The 22,060-nt window shown below is 28.1% G+C and carries 17 protein-coding genes and 1 riboswitch; of the genes, 2 read left to right on the forward strand and 15 right to left on the reverse strand.

What is annotated here, in order from left to right; all coding sequences use genetic code 11:
* Positions 1-382 precede the first annotated feature (382 nt).
* The 3 genes from B3603_RS14510 to B3603_RS14520 form a co-directional block, all read right to left on the reverse strand.
* Positions 383-2,458, reverse strand: coding sequence for a methyl-accepting chemotaxis protein (locus B3603_RS14510; protein ID WP_291566170.1), 2,076 nt, complete (start codon positions 2,456-2,458; stop codon positions 383-385).
* A 338-nt stretch (positions 2,459-2,796) separates the two neighbouring features.
* Positions 2,797-3,081 carry a MazG nucleotide pyrophosphohydrolase domain-containing protein gene (locus B3603_RS14515; protein ID WP_291566172.1) on the reverse strand — a complete coding sequence of 95 codons (285 nt, stop codon included), beginning with the start codon at positions 3,079-3,081 and terminating at the stop codon, positions 2,797-2,799.
* Positions 3,082-3,523: 442 nt separating this feature from the next.
* Positions 3,524-5,257: an ABC transporter ATP-binding protein gene (locus B3603_RS14520; RefSeq protein ID WP_291566174.1), complete on the reverse strand. Its 1,734-nt coding sequence runs from the start codon at positions 5,255-5,257 to the stop codon at positions 3,524-3,526.
* Between the two features lie 224 nt (positions 5,258-5,481).
* Here B3603_RS14520 and B3603_RS14525 point away from each other — a divergent pair, with 224 nt between their 5' ends.
* A complete protein-coding gene (locus B3603_RS14525; RefSeq protein WP_291566176.1) occupies positions 5,482-6,084 on the forward strand; it encodes a histidine phosphatase family protein in 603 nt (200 codons plus the stop codon).
* Positions 6,085-6,532: 448 nt separating this feature from the next.
* Here the strand turns inward: B3603_RS14525 and B3603_RS14530 are convergent, their stop codons facing one another.
* Together B3603_RS14530 and B3603_RS14535 are read right to left on the reverse strand one after the other, a co-directional pair.
* Positions 6,533-6,985 carry a GNAT family N-acetyltransferase gene (locus tag B3603_RS14530; RefSeq protein ID WP_291566178.1) on the reverse strand — a complete coding sequence of 151 codons (453 nt, stop codon included), beginning with the start codon at positions 6,983-6,985 and terminating at the stop codon, positions 6,533-6,535.
* 63 nt (positions 6,986-7,048) lie between these two features.
* Entirely contained in the window at positions 7,049-7,399 is a 351-nt protein-coding gene (locus B3603_RS14535) for an SHOCT domain-containing protein (protein ID WP_291566180.1), read from the reverse strand.
* A 717-nt stretch (positions 7,400-8,116) separates the two neighbouring features.
* On the opposite strand from B3603_RS14535, the gene B3603_RS14540 reads away from it, so the two are divergent.
* The gene (locus B3603_RS14540) at positions 8,117-9,007 is read left to right on the forward strand and encodes a TrmH family RNA methyltransferase (protein WP_291566182.1); all 891 of its coding nucleotides are present in this window, start codon (positions 8,117-8,119) and stop codon (positions 9,005-9,007) included.
* A 284-nt stretch (positions 9,008-9,291) separates the two neighbouring features.
* Here B3603_RS14540 and B3603_RS14545 read toward each other — a convergent pair whose 3' ends face one another.
* From B3603_RS14545 to groL, 10 genes are all read right to left on the reverse strand, one after another.
* On the reverse strand, positions 9,292-11,631 hold the full coding sequence (locus B3603_RS14545; RefSeq protein WP_291566184.1) for a cation-translocating P-type ATPase: 2,340 nt from the start codon (positions 11,629-11,631) through the stop codon (positions 9,292-9,294).
* Between the two features lie 696 nt (positions 11,632-12,327).
* The gene (locus B3603_RS14550) at positions 12,328-12,774 is read right to left on the reverse strand and encodes a hypothetical protein (RefSeq protein WP_291566186.1); all 447 of its coding nucleotides are present in this window, start codon (positions 12,772-12,774) and stop codon (positions 12,328-12,330) included.
* Positions 12,775-12,800: 26 nt separating this feature from the next.
* Positions 12,801-13,100, reverse strand: coding sequence for a hypothetical protein (locus B3603_RS14555; RefSeq protein ID WP_291566187.1), 300 nt, complete (start codon positions 13,098-13,100; stop codon positions 12,801-12,803).
* Between the two features lie 536 nt (positions 13,101-13,636).
* Positions 13,637-13,792, reverse strand: coding sequence for a hypothetical protein (locus B3603_RS14560; RefSeq protein ID WP_291566190.1), 156 nt, complete (start codon positions 13,790-13,792; stop codon positions 13,637-13,639).
* Between the two features lie 257 nt (positions 13,793-14,049).
* Positions 14,050-14,205, reverse strand: coding sequence for a hypothetical protein (locus tag B3603_RS14565; RefSeq protein ID WP_291566192.1), 156 nt, complete (start codon positions 14,203-14,205; stop codon positions 14,050-14,052).
* Between the two features lie 1,344 nt (positions 14,206-15,549).
* The gene (locus B3603_RS14570; RefSeq protein ID WP_291566194.1) at positions 15,550-15,693 is read right to left on the reverse strand and encodes a hypothetical protein; all 144 of its coding nucleotides are present in this window, start codon (positions 15,691-15,693) and stop codon (positions 15,550-15,552) included.
* 259 nt (positions 15,694-15,952) lie between these two features.
* Positions 15,953-17,482, reverse strand: coding sequence for a glutamine-hydrolyzing GMP synthase (gene guaA, locus B3603_RS14575; RefSeq protein WP_291566196.1), 1,530 nt, complete (start codon positions 17,480-17,482; stop codon positions 15,953-15,955).
* A 118-nt stretch (positions 17,483-17,600) separates the two neighbouring features.
* Positions 17,601-19,049 (reverse strand): IMP dehydrogenase, encoded by a 1,449-nt coding sequence (gene guaB / locus B3603_RS14580; RefSeq protein ID WP_291566198.1) that lies wholly within the window; start codon positions 19,047-19,049, stop codon positions 17,601-17,603.
* Positions 19,050-19,332: 283 nt separating this feature from the next.
* Positions 19,333-19,430, reverse strand: a riboswitch (purine riboswitch).
* A gap of 470 nt (positions 19,431-19,900) precedes the next feature.
* Positions 19,901-20,281: a VOC family protein gene (locus tag B3603_RS14585; protein WP_291566200.1), complete on the reverse strand. Its 381-nt coding sequence runs from the start codon at positions 20,279-20,281 to the stop codon at positions 19,901-19,903.
* 153 nt (positions 20,282-20,434) lie between these two features.
* A complete protein-coding gene (gene groL / locus B3603_RS14590) occupies positions 20,435-22,060 on the reverse strand; it encodes a chaperonin GroEL (RefSeq protein ID WP_291566202.1) in 1,626 nt (541 codons plus the stop codon).

Below are 22,060 nucleotides of genomic sequence, written 5' to 3' on the forward strand. Positions count from 1 at the left end.
CATTTATTAATAATTTATACAAAAATCCTATTACTTATACTATAAAGTCCTTAAAAATAAGTATATAATAGGGTTTTTACTAATACAATTTCAATTAAACTATTTTAATTTCTATATAGTTTAGTTTTATTATACTTTATTATTATTAAAATAGCCTTAAAATTCCTTTTGATTAGTATTAATTTTTAATTTGAATTTACTATAATAAATGCTCATAAAATTTTTTATAAGCTTAAAAATGAAAAGAGAGCATAACTAAATAAGCTCTCTTTTTATTAGCCATCTTAAAAGATAACTAGTTCTCTATACTAATTTCATAATACATAATATCTTTTCTAGCATAAAATATTAATTGTATTTTTAACTAATTATTTTAAGCCTATTATTCTACAATAAATTTATCTGTTTCCTTTTTCATATCTTTTGTCATAAAGGTTAATTCTTGTGCTGCACTTGCTACTTCTTCTGATGATGCATTCATCTCTTGAGTTATAGCTGCAATTTCTTCTGACGATGCAGAAACTTCTTGTGATACAGAAGATGCATTTTGAATTTTACTTAAAATTACTTCTTTATCACTTACAATTTCCCCTCCTATTTCCATACTTCTATTTATCTTAGGCTTAATCTCTTCAACTGCTTTTGTAATTTTATCAAAAGATTCTATAGCTGTCTCTATTGTATCTCTTTGTGCTACCAATTCATTTTGCACTACAGAAGTAGTGTTAACCATTATATTGGTTTCATTAAATATAATATTTAAAAGTTCAGTTATATTTGCTGAAGATACTTTACTTTGCTCTGCTAGCTTCCTTATTTCATCAGCTACTACTGCAAAGCCTCTACCAACTTCTCCTGCTCTTGCAGCTTCTATTGCTGCATTTAGTGCTAATAGGTTAGTCTTTTCTGCTATTCCATTAATTACTGTTGTGATTTCATTTATTTTATCTACATTGGATTCTACTAAACTTACCTTATTAACAAGTTCATTAAAAGATGTCTTTACATTATTTGAGGATGTAACAACACTTTCCATCTCTTTATTACTATTCTTAGAAAGTATCTGTATTTCTCCAGTACCAGCTTCTATTTCCTTAAGGCCTACTATAGATTCTTCTATCTGGATATTAAATTCATCAAGTTTGTCTACTATTTCAGCGATATCACTAGATTGATCTTCTGCTCCTCTAGATACATCTTGAACTGAAACTGCTACTGTATCTGATGAACTTGACATTTCCTCTGATAGACTTGCCAAATTCTCTGAATATGCATCAATTTGAGCTGATTTTTCTTTTATACTCTTAATAATAGTACCAACAGAACATTGCATTTTTTCCATAGCTTGTCCCATTGCTCCAAACTCGTCATTTCTTTTTATAAGTACTTCTGGAACATGAACTGTCATATCTCCACTCGCAATAGTATCTAAATGCTGCACTGAAGATTTCATGGTTTTAGACATTTTTCTAACTTGTATCAATATTAAAGCTATACTTAAACTTATACATATTGCAGAGACTATAAATACCATACTTTTTATAGTTTTAACTTCCTTTAGAACTTCTTCTTCAGTAATTTGTATTGCTGTAGTCCAGCCCGTATCCCCTACAGGTGCATAAGCAATAAAATATTTGTCTTTGTCCACTTTAAAATTCTCAGAATTCGATTCTCCACTTATCATTCTTTCAACACATTTACCAAATTCAGATAGTTTAGTATCTTTTTTTGACTCTGCAATAGGATTATATTTTGTTACATAATCTTTATTTTCATGAGCAATTATAGTACCTATATTATCTACCATAAATGCATCGCCTGTTTCTCCAACCTTAACATCAGAAACTTCTTTGCTGAAAACTTCGGCATCTGTAATACCTACAATAACACCTATAATTTCATCTGTTCCTTTTGCTTTTATAGGTGCACAATAAGATACTATAATTGTACCTTTATCTTCTGAATTAATGCTCTCCATAGGTGCCCCTACAGTTGCCTCTCCTCTTAAGGCTTCCTTAAAATATGTTCTTCTAGATATATCAGCTGTACTATCACTAAAATTTAACTGACCACTTATATCAGCAATCCCTATTCTCATAAATTTATTTAGCTCTCCATTGGGTTGTAATAACTTTACCTTTTCTTTAATACTTATCTTTGGATCTGAAATTTGTTCGTCTATAGCTAAATTTTTAAGAACTTCTTTCTTAATATTTAATTTTTCATCAATCATGGATGAAAGTAACTTTGCTGTTTCTGGTAAAGTAGTATTTGCCATAGTGTTTAATGCTTTTTTAGAAATATTCATTGATATTAATGCTAAAGCTGAACAGCTGATGAAAGATAAAATTGCAAAAGATGCAATTAACTTGGATCCAATACTCTTAAAATTAAAATTAATTCCTTTAAAATTAATTTTAATCTTATTAATGTTCTTAATTTTCTTAAGTTTACTCATTAAAATCTCTCCATCCTTTCAGTTATTTTACACTTATAAATTTAATCCCATATTTGCCTTATAAGTATAGATTTATTTAATATATAGAAAACCAAAGTAAAAAATTGATATTTATTAAAATTGGTTTTCTAGTTTAAATAATTTTTAATTTTAATAGTTCATATATTTTTAGTAAAATGTTTTAGTAAAACGTTTTAGTTTTTGAGAGTATTAGTCTTTGAAATTTTATTTATACTAATAATTTAAAATTCGTCAATAATCTACTAATCTTTATATCCTTTTCCAAAATATTTAAAGTGAGAATTTAATCTCACTTTAAATATTTTGTGAAGTAATTACTATTTAGATTTTTTTCTATTTAATTCTTCCTTTAAATAAAAACATTCTTCTAAGTTTATATCATAAGCATTTGCTAATACTGAATTATAATAAAGAACATCATATAATTTCTCTTCAATGGTTCCTTTTATTTTATTACCTTTCATTCTCTTATTTTTTCTAATGACTTCTGAAAGCTCTCCTACTTCTTCAATAAGTTTAAAAAAATACTCCTGTTTTAGCTCTGGATTATAATCTTTATTTTTAATAATTTCTTGAAGATATTTAATAGTTATATTACTCATAAAACCCTCCCTATTATTAAGTAAATTCACAACTTAATTTGATTCACAGTTTACAATGCAAAATTCATAATTATTGATACTCCTCTTTTATAAGAGAAGTTTTGAATTTATTTCTTTCTAAAGTGACACAGTCACTTTTGCTAAAAATCTATTTGTAGAAATTAATTTACAAAATTAATTTCAACTATAATTGTCAATTGTGAATTGTGTATTGTGTATTGTGCATTGTTTTAAGGTAGCTCATCTATATATTTATATAAACTAAACAATAAAGCTATTCTTAATTATTTAATATTATTCATGTTAATAATAAATAGTTATGTTACTACATTTAAAAATTAAACAATTAAAAGTTCTTTTAATATTCTTGTTTATAAAAGATAAAAAACCTACATATAATGCTAATATCCATAGGTTTTCTTATGAAAATATTGACTAATTATTAATTAAAATCACTTTCATATAGTACTCTATAAATTCCACTTAATTTCATCAATTCATCATGAGTACCTTCTTCTACTATTTCCCCATGTTTCATTAAATAAATTTTATCCATATTAGTTATGGTTGAAAGTCTATGAGCAATAGTTATTATAGTACAATCACTATACTCTTTTAATATATTTTCAATAACTAAAGAGGTGGTTTCATTATCTAAGGCTGAGATAAATTCATCTAAAAGTAAAATTTTAGGATTTTTAATTAATGCTCTTGCTATTCCAACCCTTTGTTTTTCTCCTCCTGAAAGACTGGTACCATTTTCTCCAACTTTAGTTTTAAGTCCCTCCGGTAAATTTTCTATAATAGGACTTAGTTGTGCAATTTCTATGGCTTTTAAAAGCTCTTCATTTGTAGCACTAGGATTTGAGAATAATATATTATTTTCAATAGTATCATCAAATAAGAAGGTGTCTTGGAATACAACAGCTATGCTATCTCTTATATATGACATATTTAAATCGTCAACTAATAAATTGTTTATTTTAACCTCTCCTATGCTTGTCTTATAAAATCCTAATATCAATTTAAAAATTGTGCTTTTACCAGCACCACTTCCCCCTACAATTGCTACTTTTTCACCACTGTTAATTTGAAGGCTTAAGTCTTTAATTGTAGGTAAATCATCCTTATAAGAAAAACTCACATTTTTAAAAGAAATCTCCCCTAATCTTATATCTTTATTCTTAGGTGCTTTTTTCTTATAAATACTTACAGGTTCATTAAATATATCATTTATTTTTTTCATTGAAACCCAAGTTTTCTGCATTTCTTGATATAGTGATATAATCTCTACCAATGGATCTATAAGGAGTCCATTATACATCATAAAAGCTGCTAATCCTCCTATGGTAATCTCCCCTTTAATTACTAAAACCCCACCTAGTACCGTTATAAGAGCTATAACTCCCATAAAGATTATACTGTTAATTGATTGAATAAATGCAGCAAATCCCTGTTCCTTCCTAACATCTTTATTAGCTTCTTTACTTTTACTACTTATTTTATCCAACATATTATCTTGCTTACAATTTACTTGAACTTCTCTCATTCCTCTTAATCCCTCTTGATAAGTAAACCATAGTTTAGTAAGAGAATTTCTACTCTTCTCAGAATAAGTTCTAAACTTTCCACCAACTTTTGAAGCAAATATAGAAGTAACTATTCCTAAAGGAATTACAAATAAGGTAAGTTTCCAATTTATATTAATCATAAAGTAAAGTCCTATACCAAAAGTAACTAACGATTTAGCTAAAAAAGTTATAGGTTTTAAAAATCCTTGTACAGTAATCTGTGTATCTTGTACAAACCTTACCATTACATCTCCTGAATTGTTTGTATCATAAAAACTTTGTGGTAAATAGGATAAATGTTTGAACGCTTCACATCGTATAATGTGCCCCAGCTTTGTTTCTGCATAAATATTTAAATAACTTAATGTGTTATATGCTAAACTCCATAAAATTTGAAGTGCAAAATAAATTCCTCCAACTTTTATAAGTTTTGATACTCCTCCAGGCAATACACTAGTGGCTATATCCACCATTTCACTAAGTAGTTTTATAGGATATGTAGCTAAAAAACTAACTAAAATAATATCTATAGCAATAGCTATAAGTAAATACCAATTTTTAAGGAAAAAGTATAAAATCTTTTTGCTATCTTTTTTCTTCCCCATGTTCTCCCCCTCTTCCATTAATTGCTCAAATAAATTGAAAACCCATTTGAAGAAATTAATTTATAAAATTAATTTCTACCTTAACTGTACATTGTTTTAAATTTCTTTTTCTATATATTAACAATTGCTCTGACCTATATATTCTGTATTTTTCTTTATAATCCTTCAAAATTCGTCAGCATATTATGATATAATTGAGTCAATATTTAATTTAGGAGGATATTATGAAATTATACATAACTCGTCATGGAGAAACAGAATGGAATACAGAAAAAAGAATGCAAGGCTTTAAAAATTCTAACTTAACTGAAAAGGGAGTAAGCAATGCTAAAAAGCTTGGAGAAGCTTTAAAACATATAGATTTCTCTAAGGTTTATAGTAGTCCTTTAGGTAGAACAATTGATACTTCAAAACATATCATTGGTGATAGAGACATAGAAATCATTACTGTAGACTATTTAAAAGAAATGAACTTAGGTACATGGGGCGGTATGCTTAGCGATGATCTAGTAGTAAAATATCCCAAGGAATATGATAACTTTTGGAATAATCCTCATGAGTATACTCCTATAGATGGAGAAAATTTTTATGAAGTTATGGAAAGAACTTCAAAAGGTTTAGAAGAAATAATAAATAATGAAGATGGTGATATACTTATTGTAACTCACACAGTAGTAATAAAATGTCTATTAGCAAAATTAAAGAATCTTCCAATAAAAAATTTATGGGATCCTCCATATATATATGATACTTGCTTAACCATATTAGAAGTTGAAAATGGAGATATAAAATTTCTTAAAGAAGCTGATATATGCCACTTAGACTAATTGAGAATTAATAATTAAGAATGAAGAATTACGGATACTTCTCTTTTATAAGAGAAGTTTAAATTGATTTTTTTGAAGTTACGTAGTAACCTATTAAAGCTAGCAATTATATTGCTAGTAAAGAAATCAATTTAAAAATTAGTTTGATTAAAACTAATTTCAACCATAATTCTTCATTCTTCATACTTAATTCTTAATTTTCATAAGTTTTCTATTGACTAAGTTCTTTTTATAATTCAGTTCACATCTATGTTAATACTTTTCACAAAGTTATCCACAATTTTATAATTATTAAAGATAAAAACCTGTTTGAATTGTTGATAATTTTCTAATTTGTTGATAATTTTCTGTCTATTATTTTTTACGCTTTTCAATTTAATTCAGAAATCTCAATAAAAACAAAATTAAAGATATGACTTAAATCATATCTTTTCAATAAAAACATTAATTATTTAATATCTAAGTAAAAATAAATGTCATCATCTTTATAATGTAAAAATTTAAATCCATATGATTTATAAAAATTAATTGCATTTTTCCAATTATTTGTGGTTTCTACTATTATCTTTTTCGTATTGTTTTTTAATGCGTGCTCTATAAGTTCATCTAATAATTTCTTTCCTATTCCTAAATTTCTATAGTTCTTATCTACAGACATTCTAACAATTTGACCGAATTCCCCATTATAAATTAAAGCTCCTGTGCCTATAAGCTTTTCTTTATGAATAGCCAATAAAAATTTCCCATCTTTATATTGTTCTTCTATATTATTAAGGTCTTTATTAAAATTAATATTTATTTCTCCTACATATTCCTTGATACCTTCTAAAATAAGCTTTTTAGTCTCTTCTTGATATTCTTTTGAAAAAGGAATTATATTAAACTCATCAAAACCTTTCATTGCTCCTCCAAAATTTAAGATTTCTTTTTATAACTCTAGGGCTACCTTCTTAACAATCTTAAATTACCATTTATCATTTAGGATTTCTTGTCGCTTTATTATATACTCTTCCTCTGTAATTAATCCTTCTTTTCTAAGCCTTTCAAGCTTTCTTAGTTTAACTTCAAAATCGTTATTTTCTCTAATATGTTCATTAGAATCTACGTCAATTTCCCAGTTAGCAATTCCCTTATCACTGAAGGCATCATAAAAATTAACTCCTGTAATAATAACTGCTATGCCAGTCCAAACAAAACCGAAAGCCCCAAAGATTGGAATAACCTTAACGATTCCTATAATTACAAATAAAATACCTACAATTCCTCCAACTAATCCCGCGCCTTTACTTTGTTTAACTCTAACTCTCCTCGACATTTCTTATTCCTCCATATCCTTTATATCATTATTATATTCTAAAGTTCTATATGAAGCCATGCATATATATACCACTCCTAAATTTAATCTATACACTCATAAAATTGTGTTAACAAATTATTTTAGNNAAAAATAATTTCCATCTTAATTGTGCATTTTGCATTGTGAATTGTGAATTGAAATACTTAAGAGTGTAACTATATTCAGCTATACATTAATTTTAAAAATAGTTTATTTATATATGGATGCAAATATTTAATCATAGCTTTTAAATTTTAATACAAAGAACTATTTATGTAAACTTAAATTTTACTTAATAATTTACAATGCAAAATTTATTTTAGATTTAATTGATGCTCTCTTCATGTAAAATCTAACTTTATTATTACTCAGCTTAAATAGTTGTGGTACTTTTTAATGCTATGGCTTTTCCATAAATGCCATCTTAATATTCTAAATTATCTAGGGTATACTTTTATATAAGATATATGAAAGCTAATGTATATATGCTTTTTATTTCTCAGGAAATATTGGTTCTATCTACATAAATATTTTTAAATTTCTCTTTATTTTATAAAGTATAAATATGATATAATTATATAAATATTGTAAATTCATCTTAGATCAAAAAATATGTAGAATTTAAAAATATAATGTATTAATTTGTATATTCATTTTTAAATTAGATTCACTATAGGAGATATGAGGTAAATAAATATGAATAATTTTAAAGATTTAAAAGATTGCAGTTTAGAAGAAAAGCAACAATTATTTTTAGCTAAGTACGAGGATAAATTTAAGTTTTATGGTAAGAAGAGTAAAATAGCTGATAGAATAATAAGCTTAAATAAAAACAGCAAGCCTAATCCTGAAAAGCTAGCAGTTATAGAGGGCATTTGGGCTTTAAATTTAGCACTTAAATACAATGTAGCTATAAAATATTTTGTAATATGTTTAGAAAAAATCCACTCTGTAGAATCGCAAAAATTAATTGAAGATTATGTACATTTAGCTGAAGAGTGTTGTATAGTATCTGAAAAGGTTTTTAATAGCATAAGTGAAAAAGAGAATTCTCAAGGAGTTCTGGCTGTATGTTATTTGCAAAACAAAACTTTAGATGACCTCTATGTTACTAATAACTCTATAATATTAATACTTGATGGTCTAGAAATACCTGGAAATGTGGGTACTATTATTAGATCTGCTGATGCTACTGATATAGATGCTATTATTATTAATAATAGAAAAACAAGATTAAATCATCCTAAATTAATTAGAAGTAGTATGGGATCTTGCTTTAAAGTTCCTATTGTAGAGTCTAATTTTGATGAAATTAAAAATTGGTTAATTAAGAAGAACTTTAAAACTATAATCACAGATACAGATGCAGATACAAATTATTATGACTTAGATTATAAAGGACGAGTAGCTATAATAATGGGAAGTGAAAAATATGGTGTATCAGAAGATTGGTATAACACAGAGTATACCGGTGTTTCTATCCCAATGCTAGGTGATTGTGATTCCTTAAACGTTGGAGTTGCCTCAACTATAATATTATATGAAGCATCACTTAAAAATAAAGGACTGATTAAAAGCAGAGATTAACACTTTTACAATTGACAATTATCAATTAAGGAAACTTCTCCTTTATGGGAGAAGTTTTTAATTGTTTTCTTTTTTTGAAGTGACACAGTCACTTTTATTAAAAAATCTACTTCAAGAAATTAGTTTGATTAAAACTAATTTCCTCCACAATTGTCAATTCTCCATCGTCCATTCTCAATCGCCTAAGTTTTCCAGAGGTGAAAAAAAGGCTATGATTTTCAGAATTTCAACTAAAAATCATAGCCATGTATATGAATAATGAATTAATAATTTTTATAATTTAATTATGCAGTTGCTTTTTTCTTTGTAAAAACTGAAATTAACCATCTTAATAAAGCGGTTACTACTGCTAATATGATGAAAATAGGAAATGTTTTATTGGTTAATGAACCGATATTTAAAATACTTCTAAATAAATATACTGCCCCATAAAAACCTACTGCTACAGTTGAGAATAAAAATACTCTCAATTTATTGAATGGTAAACATGCTTTAAGTACACCAAGTACACTTACAAATCCAACCATATAATACATTAATGTCACTTTATCTAACTCAGATAATCCCTGATTTGGAGCTAATAGATAAATTGCAATAATATTTATAATAATTAAAATTGCATTTGGCAATGCAGTTTTTATAACAGTATTTAAAAAGGTCCCTTTAATCTTCTTCTTATCAGGTTCAAAGGATAAGAAGAAGGAAGGATATCCCTCAATTGCTAAGTCAATTAACGTAATCTGTATTGGAATAAATGGGAATGTGGTCATAGTAATTACATTAATAATACACAACATTAATGAATACAGTGTCTTAATAAAAAAGATAGAAGCTACTTTTGTAACATTATTAACAACACGTCTTCCTTCTGCAAGTACATCTGGTAAAGCTGAAAAATCAGAATCTAATAATACAAGTTGAGAAACTTGCTTCGCTGCGTCATTTCCTTCAGCCATGGCAATACTACAATCTGCCTCTCTTAACGCTAATACATCATTTACTCCATCACCTGTCATCGCTACTGTATGACCATTTTCTTGTAGCGCTTTTACAAGTAGTTGTTTTTGCTCTGGGCTCACACGTCCAAAAATACTGTACTTATCAGCTGCTTTCTTAACCTCTTCCTCAGTTTTCACCTGTGATAAATCAATATAGGAACCATAGTCTTCAAGGCCAGCTTTTCTAGCAATATTAGAAACAGTTACCGGGTTATCTCCAGAAATTACTTTCACTTGAACACCCTCATTTTTGAAGAAATCCAGTGTTTCTTTTGCATTTTTTCGAATAGGGTCCTCTAATTCAATAGCTGCAATAGCTGTAACATTTGGAAGTCCCGCTTCCGTTATAACTTCCTCTGTATGTGCTAATAATAAAATACGCCTTCCCATTTCTTGCGCTTCTATTACTAATTCAGGCAATGACTGTCCTTTTAATAAGATTTCTGGTGCTCCCAAAATAATAGTTCCAATTTCTTCAAAAGTAACTGCACCCCATTTTCGTTCAGAAGAAAAAGCTACTTTTGAAACAGCTATTTGATCGTCATTACTTGAAAAATGTGACCTTAAGGCTGTCATAGTGGCATTATTATCATCTGTTGAATTCAAGTATGCACCAATTACATTTTCTATCGGCACAGATATTATATCTTCACGTAAAATATTTACTTTAGAAACTGTCATCTTTCCTTCTGTAATAGTTCCTGTTTTATCTAAACAAAGAGTATCTACATGAGCTAGTGTTTCAATGCAGAACATCTCTTGAACCAATATTCTTTTCTTAGATAATTTCACAACACCAGTAGCAAGAGAAATACTAATCAATAATACTAAACCTTTTGGCAGCATACCAAGTAAAGCTGCTGAAGTTGATACAACAGAAGCCTGCATTGTATCTGAGCGTACGAAATAAGCTTCTAGGAATAAAATAACTCCTAATGATAAAATAAAATAGCTTGTAAATTTTGTTACTTTTCTCATAGAATGCATCAATTCTGAGTTTACTTGCTTATGCTTTTTAGCTCCTTCAGCCAATTGCGCTGAAAAATTATCCGCACCTACATGTTCTACTCGAGCATAACATTTACCGCTTACTACAAAACTTCCTGAAAGAAGCATATCTCCAGGTTTTTTTATAATAGAATCAGATTCTCCTGTAAGTAGAGATTCGTTGACCTCAATTTCGCCATGAACAACAATAGAATCTGCTGCTATCTGACTTCCCATGTCAAGCATGATAATATCATCTTGAACTAAATCCTCAACTAAGATTTCCTTTTGTTCTCCATCACGAATAACATGTGCTTTTAGAGCAGAAATCAGAGAAAGTTTTTCAACCAAATTTTTAGCATGAATTTCTTGCAAAATTCCAATACTCATATTCACAATAATAATTAGTAAATAAGCCATATTTGTGTAGGCACCAACCAAAGCCAAACAAATACCAATTAAGAAGTTCAATAAGTTAAATAATGTAAATACATTTTCTTTAATGATTTCTCCGTTAGTTTTTGTTACCTTTTTAGGAGCAACATTCAAAAGGCCATTTTCTTTTTGAATAGCGACTTCTCTTTCTGTTAATCCTTTATCATAAGAAGCCATTATTCTCGTTTCATTCTTTATCTCCATTAATATCCTCCAGAACATTTTTATCTAAAGTTTAATAGTCTTTTTTATATGTAATAAATAAAGTATACAATAAAAATAACTTTACTACTAGATAATGAAATATTTTAAATATTAAAATATTCCTGTAATAAAACAAGCTTTTACAGTAACAACTTAATTTAATTCACAATGCCTAACTTATTNNAATAAGTTAGGCATTGTGAATTGCGGATATTTCTCAGTTATTACTGAGGAATTTATAATTGATTCTTTTTTTGAGGTTACACAGTAACTTTCATTAAAGAACTAGCAATTGTATTGCTAGTAAAAAATAATTAAAGAAATTAATTCGTAAAATTAATTTCCACCTTAATTTTCAATTGTCCATCGTCAATTCTCCATTGCCTAAGTTCTCCATTGCCTAAAAAAGTTGGCTATAATTCTCAGTATTTTAACTAAAAATCATAGCCATGTATATGTATATTAAATTTATGATCATATAATTTCCTCCGTTATTACCACAAGTTAGTAAATAAATCTAAGTTTAAGTATACATCAAGCGTCATGAGTATACTAAATTACATTGTTTTTTTACATCTCTGAAGCTAGATATATAAATACTTCAATTAATTTCTGGCATAGTTCCACTATTATGTTTTTCTATAATTATACTTTGCCATAATACCATTTGCGAATTTATGATAGATAAATAACTAGCTAATTAATCACTTTTATTCCATTTTTAGCCGCTATGCTTATAAGATCTACACCGCTTAAGTCACCAGTATTAAATTTTACACACCAGCTAAGAAAATCATCATATTCTATTTGTTTTGGTAACTCTTTGAAAACTTTATTATCAAAATATGATAAATACTCTCTTGGATTTTTTCTAGATTCTTCACTTTTCTTATTCCTAATTTTAATCCCTTTTTTATTGTTTTCTTCTATCTTTAAGCTATACTCTTTATAAATTTCAGGATAATTCTCTTGTATATACTCTAAGTGACTTTTTACCAACCTATATAAATTTGCTTTACCCGTTCCGTATATAAGTGATAATTTATAATAACTACCGTATATCACATAGTCTTTTGCTATTATTGCTGCTATTTCCTTATAGTCTTTACTTAATTCCATTTTTAACTTTATATATTTTCCCATTTCTAAATTCCCCAATCTAAATATAATTAACGTGGTTCCTGTACCGATGGTATTGCTGCATTAATGCTTGTATTCGCTATATTTCTAGTAGCTTCATATTCTTTTTTCACTTTTGAGTTAAATGTTATATTATCTATGTCCAGCATTTTATTTATTTCATTTAGCTTCTTCTCTATTAGTGAATTATTTATATCAAGATTTCTTTTTAATATCTCAATTTCATCATTTCTTTTTTCATAAGCATATTTTATTTTTTCATAAGCTATATAAACCGCTCCACATATAACTGTAACGCTTAAATAAAACAAAATTAGCATTGTCCTCACTTCCAATCCCCCTTATGAACTTCATTTATACAGATATAATTTTTATTATAATAAAGTTCTTATAACTAGAATCTGAAGAACTTATCCAATTCCACTTAAAACATTTGTTTCAATTGCTTTGATTATGATTTCTCTCTACCATTGGATTGAGTTCAAACCTTCCTCATTTATCAAAGTTGTTGCTGAATAGACTGAAAACTCTAGTCAATCCTGATGACTAGAGTTTTCATTTATTTCATATTTATACTTCAAGAATATTCTGAAATATAAATATGTCATTTAAGGATAATATGCTATCTTTTACTTTTTTATTTCAAACTCCCCTACACCATTAAGCATCATGATTTTCTAACTTTGAAAATAAATCAAAATTTAACAAAAGAATAATTTTTTTATAAATAAATTATAGTTTATTTAAACATGTGTAATCAATATCTAAAAATGTCTAAAAAGTAAGTAAAATTTTCATAACTTACTTACCCTTTGGCAAAATAAAAACAGACCATACATAACTTATGTATGGTCTGCTCTTATTTTTACCACGGATTAGGATCTGTTTCAGTTAAAAGTTTTAATTGAATTTGATCTTGCATTTTACCACTTTCTAAATTCTTATTGGTAGTTATGTTAGTAGTAAAAAATCCTAACATAAGAACTCCACTAAGTACTATGGAAATAAATTTCTTCCTCATAAAAATTCCTTACATGTTGATATTGTATAATGTTATATCATTAATTTGCACATTTATAAATTTATATTATGATTTAATTTTTTACTCCCTTTATTTCTTTTCAAATAATTATACAGAATCTATAAAAAATTTATTTTTCATTTCAAAATTCCAATTATTTTGGGTATTTTCTATCCCTATAAAGAAAAATTCTATAATTGGTTTACCACTTTAAAAATAAAAGCAGGCTACATATAGAATATAGCCTGCTTTTATTTTTACCATGGTTTAGGATCTCCATCTGAAAATAATATAATAGACTTATCGTGTAAATCCCTATTAATAGTTTTTAATTCTTTTGCAAATGCAGTACTATAAAGTGTATTAATAGCTACTAATCCCATTAACACTAATATACCAATTCTTTTTTTCATTTTAGATCCTCCATTACTTATTATTTTAATAACTTATTTATAGTTAAAAATCTAATTTTAATACTTTTTTAAAAATCTATATAATTAAATGCTCTTATGTATATTTCTCCCAACTCATTTTTTTTATCATAATTCTTAGTTTTTTCATCTATATTTTTTAATATTTCTAAATTTTTATTTATGCTATTTTTCGCTTCAAAATAATCAAATATTCTGTTTATTGCGTCTAGTATTATTTCATTATTACTTATTAAAAATGCCTTATCTAATGTTTTATTAAAATAATAAAGCATTTTATCTTCATCGAAGTTTAAATAAATAGTAAAAGCCTCATGAAAGATTTGTGCTAATCTCTCATCATCAATATTATTATCATTACCAATCTGTATGGCCATATCAACATAAAACTTAGCTCTTCCATAATCTTTTAACAAACAGTAATGATGTGCTAAACTATTATATGCAATTACTATACTTCTATTACATTTTATTTTAATACTTAATTCTAAAGATTCATGGAGTTTTATTTTTGCAAGTTTATAGTTTCCAATTTGTCGATAAAGTTTTCCTTCCACAAGTGTTACATCACTAAGCTCACTTTCAGTAAGTTTAAACTCTGATTTAAGCTTATTTATATAGTATAATCCTTCTTTGCTCTTATTCAACTTTTTACAATATAGAGCCACATTAAAATATATTCTTTTTCTATATGTTTCATTATCTATTTTATTCCGCTTCATAAATTCTAATATATATTCACCTAGATGTACTATACTAGAATCTTTGTTTAACTCTATATATATTTTCATTTTAGTAAGTAATGATTCAATATATTCTATCTTATTTTGTTCTATTGATGATAAATCTAACTTTTNNTTATAATAAAATTCAATAACAACTTCAAAAAAATTATACATTACATCTTCTGGTATGTTATATGAATTAATTATTTTTTCAATATTATCAACTTTCAATTTAAACTGTTTTATTGATGCATTCTTATATTTACTCAGCTCTGTTATTTCATTTTTTACAATTCTTATAGCCTGTTCTTCTTCACTTAAAAGTAGTTCCTCTGAGGTTATATGTGGCAGTGTATATGCTCCATCATCTATTATTTTATTTAAATTATCAGCAATAACCCTAGCTGCATTAACACTTAATAAAGCTCTCTTATTTTCAATTGCACTAATAAAATTTCGGCTTATGTTTTTACTTGAAAGTTCTTTTTGTGCTGCATGCAGCATTATTCTTAATTTTTTTATTTTATCTCCTGGATGTAAAATTTCATTCTCAAAATACATTGTAATTCTCCTCCCTTTTATGGAAGAAACCTAAAATTCACTATACAATTTTATATTTTTCTAAAAAATGTTCTTTCAATCCTTCTCTATAACCTGCATAAGAATTATTACAATTAGATATGTTACCTTTACTTGCTACTAATTCTACAATAACCTCTTCCAATGTATTTAATTCCTTATTCATAAAACTCATCTATAATAATATAATTTCTACATTAAGGTAGATAATCCTTTATTTATCGACTATTTTTACATCTGTATATATCAAAAAAGAGCCCTGTTAAGAGCTCTTTTATTTATTTGCTTAAAACATAAATCATAAATTTAATATTACAAATAATATAAATGAACATTTAAAAAATAAAACAGGGTCAAATGTAGGTCAGTAAATACATTTAACCCCGATAATGCTTGATTTTATGTCATCTATTTATATATAGAAACTATTCCCACTCTATAGTTGAAGGTGGTTTAGAAGTTACGTCGTAAACTATTCTGTTTACTCCTTTAACTTCATTAACAATTCTTCTTGAAACTTTATCTAATACTTCATATGGTACTCTTGCCCAATCTGAAGTCATTCCGTCTGAAGATGTAACTGCTCTTAATGCTACTGTATGGCAGTAAGTTCTTTCATCTCCCATAACTCCAACAGATTGAATGTTTGGAAGACAAGCAAAGTATTGCCATATCTCACTTTCTAAGCCGTTTAATGCAACTTCTTCTCTAAAAATAGCATCTGCTTCTCTAACTATTTCTAATTTATCTTCTGTAACTTCTCCAAGGACTCTTATTGCAAGACCTGGTCCTGGGAAAGGCTGTCTCCATACTAAATGATGTGGAATTCCAAGTTCTTCTCCAACTGCTCTAACTTCATCTTTAAATAACTCTCTTAATGGTTCAATAAGTTCAAAAGTTATATCTTCTGGAAGTCCTCCTACATTGTGGTGACTTTTAATTGTTGCAGATGTATTTGTTCCACTTTCTACAACGTCAGCATATATAGTTCCTTGAACTAAGAAATCTATTTCTCCAAGTTTATTAGATTCTTCTTCAAATACTCTAATAAACTCTCCTCCTATAATCTTTCTCTTTCTTTCTGGATCACTTACACCTTTAAGTTTTCCAAGGAATCTATCTTGTGCATTTACTCTTATAAGGTTCATGTCAAAACCTTTTCTGAATATCTCTTCAACTTGATCTCCTTCGTCTTTTCTTAAAAGACCATGATCAACAAAAACACAAGTTAACTGTTTTCCAACAGCTTTATGTACTAGTACCGCTGCAACAGATGAGTCTACTCCACCTGATAATGCGCATAATACCTTTTTATCTCCAACTTTTTCTTTTATTTCTTTTATTTTTTCTTCTGCAAAAGAAGCCATTGACCAATCTCCAGCTACTTTACATACGTTATATAAGAAATTTGTTATCATCTTCTCACCGAATAGTGTATGTTGAACTTCTGGATGGAATTGTACTCCGTATAACATTTTTTCTTCACTACAAAAAGCTGCTATTGGACATTCACTAGTGTGTCCTATAATCTCAAAGCCTTGAGGTGCACTTTCTATGAAATCAGTATGACTCATCCAGCATTGTGTTTCAGATATTCCCTCAAACAATTTATTGTTCATTTGAAGATTTACATCAGTTTTACCATATTCTCTAACTGTTGCTGTCTTAACATTTCCACCTAATGTATGTGCCATTAATTGTGCACCATAACATATTCCTAGTATTGGAATATTAAGTTCAAATATATTTTTATCTATTTGTGGAGCTTCTTCTCCATAAACACTGTTTGGTCCACCAGTAAATATTATTCCTTTTGGATTCATTTCTTTAATTTTCTCAGCAGAAATTGTATAAGGAACTATTTCACAATAGACATGATTTTCTCTTACTCTTCTTGCTATAAGTTGATTGTATTGTCCGCCAAAGTCAACAACTAATATAAGTTCTCTTTTCATTATCTTAGCTTCCTCCTTAAAATTGATTTCTCCTTTAGCAGTATTTAATAAAGTAATTAGTACCTTTACTAGCTATTTTATTAATACTGCCTTAAAGAACTTAATCATCCTAAGATGATTAAGCACTATAGTTTGGAGCTTCTTTTGTGATTGAAATATCATGAGGATGACTTTCTCTAAGTCCCGCTGATGTCTGAATTACGAAAGTAGCAGTTTCATATAGTATTGGTAGTGTAGGTGATCCTAAGTATCCCATTCCTGAACGTATACCACCAACTAATTGATAAATTGTATCAACAACTGGTCCTTTAAATGGAAGCCTTCCTTCTACACCTTCTGGAACAAGTTTCTTATTATCTTCTTGGAAATATCTATCTTTACTTCCTGCGGCCATAGCTCCTAAAGAACCCATTCCTCTATAAACTTTATAACTTCTTCCTTGATAAATTTCAGTTTCTCCCGGTGCTTCTTCACAACCTGCAAACATTGAACCCATCATACAAATCTTAGCTCCAGCAGCAAGTGACTTAACTACGTCTCCTGAATATTTAAGTCCTCCGTCAGCAATAACTGGTACATCATATTTATTTGCTTCTTCTACACAATCCATAATTGCTGTTAATTGAGGTACTCCAACTCCTGCAACAACTCTTGTTGTACAAATTGATCCTGGTCCGATACCAACTTTAATACAGTCTGCACCGGCTTCTATTAGGTCTTTTGTAGCTTCAGCTGTAGCAACGTTTCCTGCAATAACTTGAAGTTCTGGATATTTTTCTTTAACAGTTTTTACAGCATCTAAAACTCCTTTAGAATGTCCATGAGCTGTATCTATAGTTATAACGTCAACATCCACCGCAACTAATGCATCTACTCTTTCCATCATATCTTTAGTTACGCCAACTGCTGCACCACAAAGAAGTCTTCCTCTTTCATCCTTAGCTGCATTTGGGAATTTAACTGTTTTTTCTATATCTTTTACAGTTATTAATCCTGTTAAATTTCCTTCACTATCTACTAATGGCAATTTTTCTATTTTATGTTTTTTCAATATTTCTTTAGCAGCTTCCACAGTAGTACCTTGAGGTGCAGTGACTAAATTTTTGCTTGTCATTACTTCCTCAATACTTTTAGTATAATCTGTTTCATAAACAATGTCTCTATTAGTAATAATTCCTACCAGTTTTTTTCCCTCTGTAACAGGTATCCCTGATATTCTGTATTTAGCCATTAAGTCTAATGCATCTTGAACTATTTTACCTTTAGGTAATGATATAGGATTTGTAATTATACCATTTTCTTGTCTCTTAACTCTATCAACTTCATTAGCTTGAGCCTCAATACTCATATTTTTATGTATTACTCCAATTCCGCCTTCTCTTGCCATAGATATTGCCATTTTAGATTCAGTTACCGTATCCATACCTGCACTCATTAATGGAATATTTAGTTTTATTTTTTTAGTTAAATTAGTAACTAAAGAAACATCCTTAGGTAAAACTTCAGATTTATTTGGAACTAATAATAAATCATCGAATGTGTATGCTTGCTTTAATATTCTTGCCATTATATCCTCACTCCTAATTATAATTTTTAAATTCCCTCATAAGTTGTATTCCACAAATAATACATACTTATACAGTAAATAACTTGTCCACATATAAAGGAAATTAACTAAATCTAATTATCTAAAAGGTTTTAGTAATTTCTTCTAATATTAGATCTTTTAAATTGAATATGTTTAATATTTAAACTTGAAATTCATAGCAAATAAAAAATACTAACTCTACTTATTCCCTCTAAGTAAAATTAGTACTCAATAAAAGCTTCATTAATAAAAACTCAAATATAAGTATACCAATTTTACTCATAGTCAGAAATTCTTGGTTTCCGGTAGATACTCCTTGCCATATTCAAGGGATATATGAGTTAAATATATTAATATTTAATGCTATTTTTGTTATTTCCGTAACTTATTAAAACTATTCTATTTAATATTTAACATTTTGTCAACATTAAAAAAGAATAAAATTAATAAAAAGTTCATCTAATTATATAACGTATTTAATTTAAATTATAACTGTGAAATAAAAATCTATAAATGCTTTTTTATTCTTATGGAAAATTTGGAGATAAGTTTGCTTTTTTATATCTTAACTCTAACTTTTTTTATAATCAATTTATTAAGAATTAGTTTAAATTTTAGAAATGCAAAAGAAAATAACAAGTCAACTATGAGCCATATAGTTTGCATCACGCAAGGCGTTAGATTCCCTCTATAGTTATGCTATGAAAAGATTCTGATAACTCAGTATGATAGAAAATAAGATAGAATACTAGTCTGCTATTTCTTGAAGATGTATTAATTAATGTTTTTAAAAAAGTGATAAAGAATAACTTTATCACTCTATAAATATCCTATTTATCTTCTCTTAATAAGTACTCATTTCCATCTTGATCTTTAAATGAAAACATCTTTCCATAAGGCATAGCCATTAGCTTTCCTAAATCCACTCCATTTTCTTTCATCTCGTCATATGCCTTATCAATATCAGTTGTACTTAATATTATTGATGGATGAGTAACATTAGCTGACGGATTTTGAGTCTCCATTGCTTCTTTATTATATAATATAAATGTTGTAAATTCATCTTCACTTGGACCTACTTCTAACCATTTCATACCTGGCATGATTTCTTGTTCAAACTTAACTACAAATCCCACTTTTTCAGTCCAGAATTTTTTAGCTTCTTCTTGATTATTTGCGTATATTGTTATTTTCCCTATTTTATTTATCATTATTTTATCTTCCCTCCACAGAACATTTGTTCTTATTATAATATAGGTTATAAAAAATATCTACTATTTTTATCTTCAACTTTCAAAATTTTTTATACTTTCATATACATAAAAAAAGAGTTATGACTTTCGTCATAACTCCATGTTTTTTTATTAGTACATTCCACCCATTCCCATATCTGGTGCCATAGGTGCAACAGGATTTTTCTCTGGAAGATCTACTACAGCAGATTCTGTTGTTAAGAATGTTGCAGCTACTGATGCAGCATTTTGAAGAGCAGTTCTTGCAACCTTAGTTGGGTCAACTATACCAGCTTTTATCATGTCTACGAATTCTCCTCTTAATGCATCGTAACCCATTTCTGCTCCAGTTCCTTTAACTTTTTCTATGATTACAGAACCTTCATAACCAGCATTTATAACTATTTGTCTTAATGGTTCTTCTAATGCTTTTTTCACAATATTGATACCAACTTGAATATCATCTATATCAGAAGTTAATTTTTCAACTTCAGGAATTGCATTTGCATATGCAGTTCCACCACCAGCAATTATTCCTTCTTCAACAGCAGCTTTGGTAGCCGCTAATGCGTCTTCTATTCTTAATTTTCTTTCTTTAAGTTCTGTTTCTGTAGCAGCTCCAACTTTTATTACAGCTACTCCACCTGCAAGTTTTGCAAGTCTTTCATTTAATTTTTCTTTATCGAAATCAGAAGTTGTTTCTTCCATTTGTATTTTTATTTGATTTACTCTTTGAGCTATATTTTCTTTATTTCCTTTTCCATTTACAATAGTCGTATTTTCTTTAGAAATTTTAACACTTTCAGCTCTTCCAAGCATTTCTACTGTAGCTTCTTTTAGGTCATATCCTAACTCTTCAGAAATTACAACTCCACCTGTAAGTATTGCTATATCTTCAAGCATTTCTTTTCTTCTGTCACCAAATCCAGGAGCTTTAACAGCAACACAAGTAAATGTTCCTCTTAATTTATTAACTACTAATGTAGCTAATGCTTCTCCTTCTATGTCTTCAGCAATTATTAATAATTTCTTTCCTTGCTGAACTATTTGTTCAAGTACTGGTAGAATCTCTTGTAAGTTACTGATTTTCTTATCAGTGATTAAGATATATGCGTCATCTAAAATAGCTTCCATTTTATCTGGATCAGTTACCATATATGGGCTTAAATATCCTCTGTCAAATTGCATTCCTTCAACTACGTCAAGCTCTGTTCCCATAGTTCTAGATTCTTCAACAGTGATAACTCCTTCATTTCCCACTTTTTCCATTGCATCTGCTATTAATTGTCCGATTTCTTCATCTGCTGCTGATACAGCTGCAACTCTTGATATATCTTCTTTTCCGTTTATTGGCTTAGAATATTTTTTTATTTCTTCAACAGATTTATCTACTGCCATTCTTATTCCATTTCTTATTAACATTGGATTAGCACCAGCTGTTACGTTTTTTAAGCCCTCTCTTATTATAGCTTGAGCTAAAACTGTAGCTGTTGTAGTACCATCCCCTGCTACATCATTAGTTTTTGTAGCAACTTCTTTAACAAGTTGTGCTCCCATATTTTCAAAAGCATCTTCAAGTTCTATTTCTCTAGCAATTGTTACTCCATCATTAGTTATAAGTGGAGAACCGAATTTTTTATCTAAAACAACGTTTCTTCCTTTTGGTCCTAAAGTTACTTTAACTGTATCTGCTAAAGTATCCACTCCTCTTTGCATAGCTCTTCTTGCTTCTTCACCGAATAAAATTGTCTTAGCCAT

Source organism: Clostridium sp. UBA2485 (assembly GCF_002341865.1).
GTDB lineage: Bacteria > Bacillota > Clostridia > Clostridiales > Clostridiaceae > Clostridium_J.